At 74.3% G+C, this 12,614-nt stretch carries 12 protein-coding genes; 8 read left to right on the top strand and 4 right to left on the bottom strand.

All coding sequences use genetic code 11. The annotated features are described in order from the left end of the window. Position 1: 1 nt before the first annotated feature. The 3 genes from ACH45E_RS30230 to fxsA are packed head-to-tail and all read right to left on the bottom strand — an operon-like array spanning position 2 to position 2,627. Positions 2–1,162, bottom strand: coding sequence for an aKG-HExxH-type peptide beta-hydroxylase (locus tag ACH45E_RS30230; protein WP_361452544.1), 1,161 nt, complete (start codon positions 1,160–1,162; stop codon positions 2–4). Between the two features lie 26 nt (positions 1,163–1,188). After that, on the bottom strand, positions 1,189–2,418 hold the full coding sequence (locus ACH45E_RS30225) for an FxsB family cyclophane-forming radical SAM/SPASM peptide maturase (protein WP_361452541.1): 1,230 nt from the start codon (positions 2,416–2,418) through the stop codon (positions 1,189–1,191). Continuing rightward, positions 2,415–2,627, bottom strand: a complete 213-nt coding sequence (fxsA, locus tag ACH45E_RS30220; protein WP_361452538.1) for an FxSxx-COOH cyclophane-containing RiPP peptide — start codon at positions 2,625–2,627, stop codon at positions 2,415–2,417. Before fxsA ends, ACH45E_RS30225 begins: the two co-directional genes overlap by 4 nt. A 384-nt stretch (positions 2,628–3,011) precedes the next feature. On the opposite strand from fxsA, the gene ACH45E_RS30215 reads away from it, so the two are divergent. The 4 genes from ACH45E_RS30215 to ACH45E_RS30200 all read left to right on the top strand — a co-directional run bounded on the left by ACH45E_RS30215 (position 3,012) and on the right by ACH45E_RS30200 (position 7,163). After that, positions 3,012–4,466 carry a chloride channel protein gene (locus ACH45E_RS30215; RefSeq protein WP_361452535.1) on the top strand — a complete coding sequence of 485 codons (1,455 nt, stop codon included), beginning with the start codon at positions 3,012–3,014 and terminating at the stop codon, positions 4,464–4,466. Positions 4,467–4,646: 180 nt separating this feature from the next. Next, positions 4,647–4,865 (top strand): hypothetical protein, encoded by a 219-nt coding sequence (locus ACH45E_RS30210; protein WP_361452532.1) that lies wholly within the window; start codon positions 4,647–4,649, stop codon positions 4,863–4,865. A 133-nt stretch (positions 4,866–4,998) separates the two neighbouring features. Further along, complete coding sequence (locus tag ACH45E_RS30205) at positions 4,999–6,489, top strand: SPFH domain-containing protein (protein WP_361452529.1); 1,491 nt, start codon at positions 4,999–5,001, stop codon at positions 6,487–6,489. A gap of 218 nt (positions 6,490–6,707) precedes the next feature. Beyond that, on the top strand, positions 6,708–7,163 hold the full coding sequence (locus ACH45E_RS30200) for a type II toxin-antitoxin system PemK/MazF family toxin (protein ID WP_361452526.1): 456 nt from the start codon (positions 6,708–6,710) through the stop codon (positions 7,161–7,163). Here ACH45E_RS30200 and ACH45E_RS30195 read toward each other — a convergent pair. Then, on the bottom strand, positions 7,148–7,978 hold the full coding sequence (locus ACH45E_RS30195) for a TIGR02452 family protein (RefSeq protein WP_361452523.1): 831 nt from the start codon (positions 7,976–7,978) through the stop codon (positions 7,148–7,150). The genes ACH45E_RS30200 and ACH45E_RS30195 overlap by 16 nt on opposite strands. A gap of 254 nt (positions 7,979–8,232) precedes the next feature. On the opposite strand from ACH45E_RS30195, the gene egtA reads away from it, so the two are divergent. From egtA to egtD, 4 genes are read left to right on the top strand one after another with little or no spacing between them, the layout of a single operon-like run. Continuing rightward, the gene (gene egtA, locus ACH45E_RS30190; protein WP_361452520.1) at positions 8,233–9,540 is read left to right on the top strand and encodes an ergothioneine biosynthesis glutamate--cysteine ligase EgtA; all 1,308 of its coding nucleotides are present in this window, start codon (positions 8,233–8,235) and stop codon (positions 9,538–9,540) included. Then, positions 9,537–10,865, top strand: coding sequence for an ergothioneine biosynthesis protein EgtB (egtB, locus tag ACH45E_RS30185; protein WP_361452517.1), 1,329 nt, complete (start codon positions 9,537–9,539; stop codon positions 10,863–10,865). Before egtA ends, egtB begins: the two co-directional genes overlap by 4 nt. Further along, the gene (gene egtC / locus ACH45E_RS30180; protein ID WP_361452514.1) at positions 10,865–11,644 is read left to right on the top strand and encodes an ergothioneine biosynthesis protein EgtC; all 780 of its coding nucleotides are present in this window, start codon (positions 10,865–10,867) and stop codon (positions 11,642–11,644) included. The genes egtB and egtC overlap by 1 nt, the downstream gene beginning before the upstream one ends. Next, a complete protein-coding gene (egtD, locus tag ACH45E_RS30175) occupies positions 11,641–12,603 on the top strand; it encodes an L-histidine N(alpha)-methyltransferase (protein ID WP_361452511.1) in 963 nt (320 codons plus the stop codon). Before egtC ends, egtD begins: the two co-directional genes overlap by 4 nt. Positions 12,604–12,614: the final 11 nt, after the last annotated feature.

The raw sequence follows: 12,614 nt of genomic DNA, 5'->3' as shown, positions 1-12,614 counted from the left end.
GTCAGGGCGGGCCCTCGGCGTCCCACTCGGTGAGGACGTCCAGCAGGGCGTCCACGAGCCGTTGTCCGTCGGCGGTGAGCCAGCCCGCGGGCCCCAGTTGCTGCGCGGCCCTGCGGGCGGTGCCGCGCCAGCGCTCGTACGGCGCGTGCGCGGCGGGGTTGCCGTGGGCCGCCTCCGTGCGCCAGAACCCGGCCGTGGCCAGGAACGCGGCGGCACCCTGCAGCAGGGCCGAGGGCGGCCGGGGGCGCTCGCTCCAGGGGGCGGGGCCGCGTGTGCCGGGTGGGGCGTCGAGGAGCCGGGTGAGGTCCTGCAGGGCGTAGAGCAGCGAGTGCTGGGCCTCGTGGACGAGGGCGGCGGCGAGTTCGGCCGGATCGTCGAGGGGCGCGAGGGCGACGAGTCCGACGGCGTCGCCGAAGGAGGCGCTGAGCCAGCGCGCGGGCGGCCCCGGGGCGAGGGGGGCGACCGCTCGCACCGTGCCGCGCACCGTCCCGGCCCGGTCGGGGTGCCGTTCGGCCAGCCACGCCCAGGCCGCGCCGAGCCGCCCCCGCCAGCGGGCGAGCGCCGGCGGTTCCTGGGCCGCACCGAGCGGCGGCGGCCCGTGGCTGTCCAGCCGCGCGGCCCACTGCGCACCCTGCGCGACGAACCGGAGCCGGGGCACCGGTGTCCAGCCGGCCGTGCCGTCGCCGGGCCCGTCCGGGACCGTCACCGGGGTGTGCGCGTCGGCGGTGACGACGGTGGGGCCGTGCGGCGCGCGTGTCACGCGGGCCGTGGTCGTGTACGGGGCCAGGGTGGTGTGGCCGAGGCCGGGCAGGACGAGCGTGCCGTCGCGTACCGGGACGTCCAGGCGGAAGGGGATGCCGGCGCGGTGCCCGGCGGCCGCCGCGAGGACGGCCACGGCGTCGTGACGGCCGCCGCGTACGGCGTCGGCGAGCAGCAGACCGGTGGCCGGGTCCTGGATCAGCGCGTCGAACACGGCGGGCGCGTGCCGCCGCGCCGTCGCGAGGATCTCGGTGCCCGGTGTCCGAAGGCCCTGGTGGAGCGCGCGCAGCAGCAGGAGGTTGCGGCCCGCGCGGGCGGCGGCGAGCAGCCGCAGTGTGCCGGGGTCCGGCGTGCCGCGGGCGACCTGCCGCCACAGGTCCGGCGGCAGGCTCAGCGCGGGCACGCGTGCGACGGCCGGCGGGTGGTGCGTCAAGGGCGGGCCCCGGCGGCTCGGTCGAGGTCCGCGCGGAGGACCCCGGCCACGTGCCGGATCAGCGCCAGCAGGTCGGGGCAGTACACGGAGGGGTTGAGGTAGCCGGCTCCGGCGCGGTAGCGATGCGGGTAGTGGCCGCCGCCGCACACCGCGACCACCGGGCAGGCCCGGCACCGCTCGGCGAGCCCGCGCGCGGCCAGTTGCCGTGCCACCACCCCGGGATGGTCGAGGAGCGCGTCGAACGCGTGGCGGTGGACGTCGAGCCCGCTGCGATCGGCCCCTTCGTACGCGGACTTGAGCTGGTCGGACAGGGTGAGTGAGCCGTCGGTGTCGACGACGGCGAGCTGGGAGGGCGCCCCGCCGATGGTTTCGGTGCGGGTGACGCCGCCGAGCAGCAGGTCGAGGATCGACTCGAAGAACGCGAGGCGCACGGGTGGCCCCGGCGAGCGGTACCAGCGGTCGAACACGGTGGCCAGCCACCGGCCGTAGGGCGTGTCGGAGGGGTCGGCGGTGCGGTGCGGGGGCCGGTCGGTCCAGTTGCCCAGGGGCAGCAGCAGGCGGAGCGCGGGCGGGTCGTAGGACAGCAGGTGTGCGTAGGTGGCGACGGGGTCGGCCGTGACGTCGACGGTGCACAGGATGCCGGCCCAGACGGCGCGGTGTTCGGGTGCGCCGAGGCGGCGCAGCGCGGCGGCGACCCGGGCGTGGCTGCCGCGTCCGGCGTGGTCTCGGCGTGCCCTGTCGTGGACCTGGGGGGTGCCGTCCAGGCTGACCGCGATGGCGATGTCGTCCTCGTGGCACAGGCGCAGCACGTCGTCGTCGAGGAGGGTGCCGTTGGTCTGCACGAGTACCTCGGCGGTGGTGCCGGCGGGGAGCATTCCGCGCAGGGTGCGGGTCAGGCGGCGCAGCAGGGGGAGGCCGGCGAGCAGGGGCTCGCCGCCGTGCAGGACGACGCGCAGGGTGGGCGGCCGGTGCCGTTCGGCGTGTTCGGCGATCCGACGGCACGTCTGTTCGGCCGTCCGCCACGCCATGGTGTGCGGCTGGGTCCGCCAGTGCTGGTCGGCCGCCTCGTACACATAGCAGTAGGTGCAGGCGAGATTGCAGCGACTGTGTACTTTGACCACGAACTCCCTGAAGGGGTACGGGCGTTGCCCTGCCGCGCGCAGTGCGGTGACATCGAGGAGGTCGTCGGGCCACCGGCCGTGCGGGGTACCGGCCGGGGGTGTCACGGCGCGGGAGCGGAGGGTGCGTGGGGTCCTTCGGAGCTGTCGCCCCCGGAGTCGTAGGCGGCCACGGGCGCCTCCTCGCCGGCCAGGTGGCGCAGGACGCGGTGCAGTGCCGCGGACAGGGCGGGGTCCGCGCCCTCCAGGATGAATTCCAGGGGCAGACCCGTCAGATCGGGCATGTCCGCCGCGCGCTCGCCCGTCCCGCTGTGCATCGGCATCGGCCCCCTGTCGCTGTCACCCGATGGCTGTCCGTTGAACCGGCTTCGAATGAACCGGCTTTGAGGATAACCAGAGGAACGTGAGCAGGTCAGCCCATGATTCGGGCGGCCCGGGATGCTGCTGCCGGGGCTCGGGGGGTGGTTGGGCGATATGCGGCCGACGTCGGCCGCGTCATGTGATCATCCGTCAATCTCCTTGACGCGCCGTGGAGTTGACCATCGGCGCCCTGGCCCGTCAGGCTCTAGGGGACGAAGGTGCCGGCTGTCGGGAGCGTGCGGGTGGACACGGGGGCGCGTGGTACGGGTGGGCGTGCGGGACGCCGTTCCTTACGGACGCTCGCCGTCCGGTTCCGGCCGTTGCCGGGCACGGACGACTCCTTGGCACGCTGGGCGCCGACGGCCGCCCTGATCGGGGTGGTGGCGGGACTGGGGGCGGCCGCGCTGTTCGGGCTGCTGCACCTGTGCACCGGCTGGCTCCTGGAGTCCGTGGCCGGCTACCGGCCCTACCGCTCCTCCGCGGAGGGCGGCTTCCGTGAGCTGGCCGGATCCGGCCGCCCGTGGCTGGTGCCCCTGGTGGCGGCCGGCGGCGCGCTGCTCGCCACGGCGTTCGCGGTGTGGCTGGCGCCCGAGGCGCGCGGCCACGGCACGGACGCCGCGATCGCGGCGGCGCACCGGGATCCGACGGGGATGCGGGGCCGGGTGACGGTGGTGAAGCTCGTGGCGTCGGCCGTGACCATCGGCTCGGGCGGCTCGGGCGGTACGGAGGGGCCGGCCGCGCAGATCTCGGCTGCGTTCGGCTCCGTCATCGCCCGGCGCACCGGCATGTCACGGCAGCAGGCCCGTACCGCACTGGTGATCGGTCTCGCGGCCGGGGTGGGCGCCATCTTCAAGGCACCGCTCGGTGGAGCGCTGCTCGGGGCGGAGTTGCTGTACCGCAGGGACATGGACGCCCGGATCCTGCCGAAGGCGCTGATCGCCTCGGTCGCGGGCTGGCTGGTGTTCGGCGCCTGCTACGGGTTCGCGCCCGCGCTCGGCGGGCACGGCGGTCAGGGGGCCGGCGGTGCGGCCGGGCTGGCCCTCGTGGCCGTGGTCGGCCTGGTCGCGGGCGGAGCCGGGCGGCTGTACACGTGGTGCTTCTACGCCGTACACACGCGCGTGGAGGCACGGGCCCGCTCCACGCTCGCCCGGATCGCGGTACCGGCCGTGGCGGCGCTCCTGGTCGGCGGTCTGGGTCTGCTGGTGCCGGGGGTGCTGGGTACCGGGTACGGCCTGATGGAGGCGCTGACCTCGCGGCGGCTGCTGCTGGACCTGCCGCTGGCGGTGGTGCTGGCGATCCCGGCGGCCAAGATCGCGGGTACGGCGCTGACGGTCGGCTCGGGCGGTTCGGGGGGCATCTTCGGGCCCTGCATGGTCGTGGGCGCCGGGGTCGGCGCGGCGGTGTGGCGGCTGGCGGAGCCGCTCGGACTCGCCCCCGGCGGTCCGCTGGTCGCGGTCGCGGCGGGCATGGCCGCCTGTCTGGGCGCGGTGGCGAACGCTCCGCTGGGCGTGCTGGTGATGGCCGCGGAGATGCTGGGTGACGCCTCACTGCTCGGCCCGGGCATTCTGGCGGTGCTCTGCGCACGGGCGGTCACCGGCGGCGTGACGCTGTACCGCAGCCAGCTGGACCGGATCGAGGACGAGCCGGACCACGGCAGACGCCCACCCCCGCCCGACCGCCCGAACCGCACCCAGCGCCGCACGCGACGCCGCACAGTGGTCGCGCCGGTACGACGACCCCCCGCACCCGGCGCCGACCCGGTGGCGGTCAACTCACCGGACCCCGTGCCGGACTGAGCCCTCGGCCGGGCGGGCATGGCCGGCCGGCTGGACCGGACAGAGCGTCGCACCATGGCCGCCCCCGTACGCGGTGCGCCGCCCCCGCGCCGACCCGGTGGCGGTCAACTCATGCGACTCCATGCCGGACTGAGCCCTCGGCCCGGTCGCCGGGCCGTCGTGAGGACCTACCCTGTGGCCATGGACGATGCGTCGATGGTCGGGCTCATGGGACGGGTCACCGGGACGGTCGGGCCCGGGCTGGTCGGTGAGGTGATCGTCCGGGTGCGCGGCGGCGCCGAGCACTTCCTGGCGTACGCGGCCGAAAGCGGCGGCCGGATCGAGCCGGGCACGGTGGTGATGGTGGTCGAGTACCTGCCGCCGAGAACGGTGTACGTGGCTCCGGCGTACGACAGTTGAGCATGCCGCGCCGCAGGTGAGGGGCGCATGCGTCAAGATTGCAACAAGGATTCGTCAGCGTCTTCTCCCCGGTCTCACCCAGGAGCACACTCCCTTCGTTCGGTGCCGAAAGGGCACCATGCAAAGGGGGCGTATGCCGATGGTTGTCGGCGTCGTTGCGGGGGCGGCGGTCGTCGCCGTTCTCGTATTGATCGGTCTCTTCAAGATGATGTGGCGGGTCGCCGAGCCGAACGAGGCGCTCATCATCTCCGGTTCCAAGCACCGCACCGAGGGCCTCGAGGAGGGCATGGGGTTCCGCATCGTCACGGGGCGCGGCACGCTGGTGCTGCCCGGTGTGCAGGCGGTGCGCAAGCTCTCCCTCGACCTGTACGAGACCGAACTGCACGTGGACTGCGTGACCCACCAGGGCATCCCGCTGAAGGTGCGGGGCGTGGTCATCTTCAAGGTGGGCGACGACTTCGTGTCGATCGCCAATGCCGCCCGCCGTTTCCTGGACCAGCAGAAGCTGATGACGGAGCGGGTGCACAACGTCTTCGCCGGTCATCTCCGCTCCATCGTGGGCGGGTTGACGGTGGAGGACATGATCCGCGACCGGGAGAAGCTGACCGGGCAGACCCGGGCGGCCTGCGGAACGGAGATGGAGAAGCTCGGCCTGATCGTCGACTCGCTGCAGATCCACGAGATCGAGGACCCGACCGGGTACATCCAGAACCTGGCGATGCCGCACGCGGCGGCCGTCCAGCGGGACGCGCGGATCGCGCAGGCGGAGGCGAATCGTCTCGCCACCGAGGCGGAGCAGCAGTCCTTCGCCCGGATGGCGGAAGCCACCCGGGACAGCGAGATCCTCCAGGCGGGCTACCAGGCCGAGCGGGACAAGGCGGCGGCGAAGGCCAGGCAGGCCGGTCCGCTCGCCGACGCGGGCGCCCGGCAGGAGGTCGTCGTCCAGGAGACGCGCGTCGCCGAGCTGGAGGCGCACCGGCGCGAACAGCAGCTCCAGGCCGACGTCCGCAAGCCCGCCGACGCCAAGGCCTACGAGAAGCGCACGCTGGCCGAGGCCGAGCGCGACGCCCGTATCTCGGCGGCGCAGGCCAAGGCGAAGGAGACGGAGCTGGCGGCGGCGGCCGAGGCGACCCGGGTGAAGACGGCCGCGGGCGCCGAGGCCGAGGCGACGAAGACCAGGGGCGCGGCCACCGCGGCGGCGACCCGGGCCACCGGTGAGGCCGAGGCGGCCGCCGCGCAGGCCAGGGGTCTGGCTCAGGCCGAGGCGACCAAGGCCCAGGGTCTCGCCGAGGCGGAGGCGATCAAGGCCCGCGCCGCCGCCCTCGCCGAGAACCAGGAGGCGGTCGTCGCCCAGCAACTCGCCGAGAACTGGCCGGAGATCGTCCAGGCGGGGGCGTCGGCCTTCGGCAACGTCGACAACATGGTGCTGCTCAACGGTGCCGACGGCATGGCCGAGTTGTTCGCGAAGGCGCTCACCATGGGCGGCACGGGCCTGGGACTGGCCCGCCAGCTTCTCTCCTCGATGAACCACAACGGGCAGAGCCCGGCGGGGACTTCGCCGCTGAACGGGACCGTGGCGCCGCCGCCGGCGCAGAAGGTGCCGGTGGAGGACGACGGGAGGTAGCCCCCGGTTCGGATCACGGGGCGGCGCACGCGGCCGGCGTGCGCCGCCCTCTTCGTTCAGCACCCGGCGAGCACCTCGTCGGCCACCCGGTGTGTCGCCCCGGAAGCCGGTCATCTCCCGCAGCCCGGAGCAGCCGGATGCCACCTTGAAACCGGTGGACGACCATCCGCGCGGGACCGGTGGCCACGCCGGCTCCGACGCCCCGTAGGGTGCCACCCGTGACCGCCTTCACCGATGAGACCGACGAGAACGTCCCCGGCCGCCACGGCCCCCGCGCCACCACCGAGGCCGACCCCCGCGAGGTGGGCCGGGTGCGCACCGAGTACTCCCCCGCGCACGACGGCGACCCGGACCCCGGGGAGATCGTGTGGACCTGGGTGCCCTTCGAGGAGAACGACGGGCGGGGCAAGGACCGCCCGGTGCTCGTGGTGGCCCGGGAGGCCGCGGGGACGTTCCTGGCCGTGCAGCTGTCCAGCAAGCGGCACGACGGGGACCGGGAGTGGGTGGCGATCGGCAGCGGGCCCTGGGACCGCACGGGGCGCGACTCCTGGGTCGACGTGGACCGCGTCCTGCGGCTCCACGAGGAGGGCATGCGACGGGAGGCGTGCGCGCTGGACCGCGGCCGGTTCAACCTGGTCAGGCACCGGCTGCACGAGCGCTACGGCTGGAGCTGACGCTCCGGAAAGGCCCGTACGAAGGCCTCTCGCACCACGGCTCCCGGTGTGCGGTCCAGGATCCCGAACACGATGTGCTCGAAGGTCCCGGCGAACCGCCCGCCGGGGCCGAGCAGCCCGCGGAAGGCGCCCGCGACCTGCGCGGGGTCGTTCTGGAAGACTCCGCAGCCCCAGGCGCCCAGCACCAGCCGCCGGTACCGGTGCGCCGCGGCGGTCTCCAGCACCCGCTCGGCGCGCGCCGACAGGGCGGACGGCAGCTCGGCCGCGCGCTGTGGGGCCGTACGCCGGACGACCCCGGCGTTGGGCGCCGGCGAGGTCAGGAATCCCGCCGTGTACGGCTCGTCCAGCAGGCGGCCGCGGTCGTCACGGAAGACGGGCACGGCGGGTGAGTGGATGACACGGTCCGTGTAGAACGGGTCGCGGTGGGCGCGATGGTGGTCGTAGTACTCCGGGGCCCTCAGCAGGCACGTGTACAGGGCGGAGGCGCGGCACAGGGCCTCCTCCTGGGCCTGGGCGCCGCCCAGGTAGCCGCCGCCGGGATTGCGGGCGGAGGCGAAGTTCAGGACGGCGACCGGTTCCGCGAGGCGGCGGGCGGCCTCCAGGCTGCTCTCGCCGGTGACCTCGAAGACCGTGTCGGCCGCGGAGGCCGCAGGCACGGGCACGGGCACGGGATCGGGGCCGTGCAGCCGTGTGCCGGCCCGGGCGGCCTCGATCGCCGCCGCGAGCGCGACCTCACGGCCGGCGGGCGTGCGGTACGAGCCCGCCGCCACGATCTCCTCGGTCTCGCGTGCGATGCCGCGCAGGCGCGCGCTCATGGCACCACCCCCGTCGGCGCCATGAGCGCGGCCCGCGCGGCCTCCCCCGTCGTGCTCATGAACGCATCGTGAGCGATGCTGGTCCTGCGGTGCAACAGAGTTTCCCGGCCGTGGAAACAGAGATTCCAGCACCCGATCGCCCCGATTTGCACCCTTGTGCGAATCGGCGAGAAGGTCTTGGGTGGGACGGATGACGCCGTCCCGGCCCACCCCGGCCGGGCGGTGGCATGGTGGAATCTCAGGAGGATCCCGACATGTCCGATTCGGCAAGTGATGTCGGCGACTGTACGAAGCACCGTACCGTCGTCACCGAACCCGAGGTGGAGGCCCTGGTCAGGGGCATCTGCTTCAAGACCGGACCGCCCCGCACCCTCGGGGTCGAAGTGGAATGGCTCGTTCACGAGCTGCGGCAGCCGCGGCTGCCGGTGACACCCGAACGTCTCGAAGCGGCCTATGCCGCACTGCGCACCGTCCCCCTGGGCTCGGCGCTCACCGTCGAACCCGGCGGCCAGCTGGAACTGAGCTCGCCGCCCGCCGCCTCCCTCATGGAGTGCATAGGCACCGTCTCCGCCGACCTGGCCGCCGTCCGCGCGGTCCTGGCCGAGGACGGCCTCGGCCTCGTCGGCGCCGGCCACGACCCCTGGCACGAGCCCCGCAGGTTCCTGCACGAGCCGCGCTACGACGCCCTGGAGACCTGCCTGGACCGCACGGGCGCGGCCGGCCGGCACATGATGTGCACCTCCGCCTCCGTCCAGGTGTGCCTGGACGCCGGCTACGAGGAGCCGGGCCCGCTGGGCCACGGGCGGCGCTGGTGGCTGGCACACCAGCTGGGCGCGGTCCTGGTGGCCGCGTTCGCCAACTCCCCGCTCGTCGGAGGGGAGCCCACGGGCTGGCTGTCCACCCGGCAGCTGCTGTGGATGGAGATCGGCGCGGGCCGTGCGGGCGCGCCCCCGGCCGGTGAACCGCGTACCGCCTGGGCGCGGCACGTGCTCGACGCGCCGGTGATGTGCGTACGGCTCGACGGCGAACCCTGGGAGGTACCCGAGGGGCTCACCTTCCGGGACTGGATCCAGAAGGCGGAGCCCCGGCCGCCGACCCGCGCGGACCTCGACTACCACCTCACGACGCTGTTCCCGCCGGTCAGGCCGCGCGGGCACCTGGAGCTGCGCATGATCGACGCGCAGCCCGGCGACGACGGGTGGATCGTGCCGCTCGCGGTGACAGCCGCGCTCTTCGACGACCCGCAGGCCGCCGAGACCGCGTACCGCACCGTGAAGCCCCTGGCCGAACGGACGCTCGGGCTGCCCGCGCCGCACAACCCGTTGTGGACGGACGCGGCCCGGTACGCGCTGGCCGACACCGAGCTGCGGGAGGCCGCCGTCGCCTGTTTCGCGGCGGCGCTGGAGGCGCTCCCCCGGCTCGGCGCCACGGCCGAGGTCACGGACGCCGTCGCGGCGTACTCCGACCGCTACGTCGCCCGGGGCCGCTGCCCTGCCGACGACATGCTGGACCGCCTGCGCGGCACGGCCCCTCGCACCCACGGGAAGGACATCCGCCCATGACCGCCGCCGAGACCGAGCACGAGACCGATCACGAAGGCCTCCGGGAGCGCGCGCTGGCCTCCCTGACCACCGCGCGCGCCCGGACCGCCCTGCTGACCGACTGCGTCGACGAGCCGGACCTCACCGCCCAGCACTCGCCGCTGATGTCCCCGCTGGTGTGGGACCTCGCCCACATCGGCAACCAGGAAGAGCTGTGGCTGCTGCGGGCCGTCGGCGGCCGGGAGCCGATGCGGCCCGAGATCGACGGCCTGTACGACGCGTTCGAGCACTCGCGGGCCGAACGGCCCTCGCTGCCGCTGCTGCCGCCCGCCGAGGCCCGCGGCTACGCGGCCGAGGTACGCGGCCGCGCCCTGGACCTGCTGGGGAGCACCGCGCTGCGCGGCACCCGGCTCACCGAGGCGGGCTTCGCCTTCGGCATGATCGCCCAGCACGAACAGCAGCACGACGAGACGATGCTGATCACCCATCAGCTCCGCAAGGGCCCGCAGGTCCTGACCGCACCCGACCCGGACCCGGCGCCGCTGTTCACCGGGCCGGCCGAAGTCCTCGTCCCCGGCGGCCCGTTCACCATGGGCACATCCACCGAGCCGTGGGCGCTGGACAACGAACGCCCCGCGCACCGCGTCGAGGTGGCCCCTTTCCGCATCGACACCACACCGGTGACGAACGCCGCGTACCAGGCGTTCATCGAGGACGGCGGCTACGACACCGAGCGCTGGTGGACACCCCAGGGCTGGGCGCACATACAAGGCAACCGCATCAGCGCACCGCAGTTCTGGCGCCGCGACGGCGGCCAGTGGCTGCGGCGCCGCTTCGGCGTCACCGAGGTCGTCCCGCCCGACGAGCCGGTGCTGCACGTGTGCTGGTACGAGGCCGACGCCTACGCCCGCTGGGCCGGGCGCCGGCTGCCCACCGAGGCCGAGTGGGAGAAGGCCGCCCGGCACGACCCCGCCACGGGGCGCTCCCGGCGCTACCCGTGGGGCGACGCCGACCCGGCGCCGGAACACGCCAACCTGGGCCAGCGGCACCTGCGCCCGGCCCCGGCGGGCAGCTACCCGGCGGGCGAGTCGCCGCTCGGCGTACGCCAGTTGATCGGCGACGTGTGGGAGTGGACGGCGAGCGACTTCCTGCCGTACCCGGGGTTCACCGCGTTTCCGTACAAGGAGTACTCGGAGGTGTTCTTCGGGCCGGAGTACAAGGTGCTGCGCGGCGGCTCGTTCGCCGTGGACCAGGTGGCCTGCCGGGGCACGTTCCGCAACTGGGACTACCCGATCCGGCGGCAGATCTTCTCCGGCTTCCGCACCGCCCGCTCGGAGGACGTCTGATGTGCCGTCATCTGGCGTACGTGGGGCCGCCGGAGCCGCTGGGCGAGGTGATCACGGAGCCCCCGCACGGCTTGTACCGCCAGTCGTGGGCGCCACGGCGGCAGCGGTACGGCACGGTCAACGCCGACGGTTTCGGCGTCGGCTGGTACGCCCCGGACGATCCGGTGCCGGCCCGCTACCGGCGGGCCGGGCCGATCTGGGCCGACCAGTCCTTCGCCGACCTGGCCCGGGTGGTCCGGACGGGCGCGCTGCTCGCCGCGGTGCGTGACGCCACCCTGTCGGGCGCCGACGCGGAGGCCGCGGCGGCGCCGTTCGCGGCGGGCCGGTGGCTGTTCAGCCACAACGGCGCGGTCAGGGACTGGCCCCGGTCCGTGGCCCCGCTGGCCCCCACGCTGCCCCCGGTCGACCTGCTGTCGCTGGAGGCGCGCACCGACTCGGCCTTCGTCTGGGCGCTGGTCCTGCACCGGCTGCACTCCGGGAAGGAGGCGGGCCCAGCCCTCGCCGAAACGGTTCTCCAGGTCGCCGAGGCGGCCCCCGCCTCCCGGCTCAACCTGCTGCTCACCGACGGCGAGACCATCACCGCCACCGCCTGGGGCGACACCCTCTGGTACCTCACGGAGCCCGGCCGCGCCGTCGTCGCCTCCGAGCCGTACGACGACGACCCGCGCTGGCAGGAGGTCCCCGACCGCACGCTGCTCACGGCCGACCGGGCCGGCGCCCGGCTGACCCCCCTGACGGAAGCCCTCGCCCCTGTACCACCGAAGGAGCCCTGCACGTGAGTCCCCTGCACGTCACCCGCACCCTTCCCGAGGACGCGACGGACGCCGCGCTGCGCGCCGACGTCCTGCAAGGCCTCACCGCCGACCCCAAGACCCTGCCGCCGAAGTGGTTCTACGACGCCCGGGGCAGCGAGCTGTTCGAGCAGATCACCGAACTCGACGAGTACTACCCGACCCGCGCCGAACGGGAGATCCTCACCACCCGCTCCGGCGAGATCGCTTCCGCGACCGGGGCCCGTACGCTGGTCGAACTGGGCTCCGGTTCCTCCGAGAAGACGCGGTACCTGATCGACGCGCTCACCAACCTGCGCGTCTACGTCCCCGTCGACGTCAGCGAGAGCGCCCTGACCCAGGCCGGGCAGGCCCTCGTCGAGGAGCGGCCGGGGCTCGAAGTGCACGCCCTGATCGCCGACTTCACGGCCGCGCTGGCCCTTCCGGACACGCCCGGCCCCCGGATGGTGGCCTTCCTGGGCGGCACCCTCGGCAATCTCCTGCCCGCCGAACGCGCCCGGTTCCTCGCCTCGGTCCGCGCGCTGCTGTCGCCGGGCGACGCCCTGCTGCTCGGCACGGACCTGGTCAAGGAGGAGGACGTCCTCGTCCGGGCGTACGACGACGCGGCCGGGGTGACGGCCGAGTTCAACAAGAACGTCCTGGCCGTCGTCAACCGCGAACTGGGCGCCGACTTCGATCCCGGCGCCTTCGAGCACGTGGCCCTGTGGGACGCGGAGAACGAGTGGATCGAGATGCGGCTGCGCTCCGGCGCGGCCCAGACCGTGAAGATCCCCGCGCTGGACCTCGCGGTCGACTTCGGCGCGGGCGAGGAACTGCGCACCGAGGTGTCGGCGAAGTTCCGGCGGGACGGGATCTCCGCCGAACTGGCCAGTGCCGGGCTGGAGTTGACCCACTGGTGGACCGACTCGGAGCAGCGTTTCGCGCTGTCGCTGAGCATGGCCCGGTGACCGGGAACACG

It is taken from the genome of Streptomyces sp. NPDC020299 (assembly GCF_044387825.1).
In the GTDB taxonomy this organism is placed as follows: Bacteria; Actinomycetota; Actinomycetes; order Streptomycetales; family Streptomycetaceae; genus Streptomyces.
The sequence above is the reverse complement of the archived record's forward strand: the minus strand, read 5'-3'. Positions and strand labels throughout refer to the sequence as shown.

What these genes read in the sequence shown, in the direction of transcription:
- ACH45E_RS30210 (WP_361452532.1), top strand. Translation starts at nt 4,647, where the DNA reads ATGGACGATGCGTCGATGGTCGGGCTCATGGGACGGGTCACCGGGACG.
- fxsA (WP_361452538.1), bottom strand. Translation starts at nt 2,627, where the DNA reads ATGCACAGCGGGACGGGCGAGCGCGCGGCGGACATGCCCGATCTGACG.
- egtB (WP_361452517.1), top strand. Translation starts at nt 9,537, where the DNA reads ATGACCGCCGCCGAGACCGAGCACGAGACCGATCACGAAGGCCTCCGG.
- egtA (WP_361452520.1), top strand. Translation starts at nt 8,233, where the DNA reads ATGTCCGATTCGGCAAGTGATGTCGGCGACTGTACGAAGCACCGTACC.
- ACH45E_RS30205 (WP_361452529.1), top strand. Translation starts at nt 4,999, where the DNA reads ATGCCGATGGTTGTCGGCGTCGTTGCGGGGGCGGCGGTCGTCGCCGTT.
- ACH45E_RS30195 (WP_361452523.1), bottom strand. Translation starts at nt 7,978, where the DNA reads ATGAGCGCGCGCCTGCGCGGCATCGCACGCGAGACCGAGGAGATCGTG.
- egtC (WP_361452514.1), top strand. Translation starts at nt 10,865, where the DNA reads ATGTGCCGTCATCTGGCGTACGTGGGGCCGCCGGAGCCGCTGGGCGAG.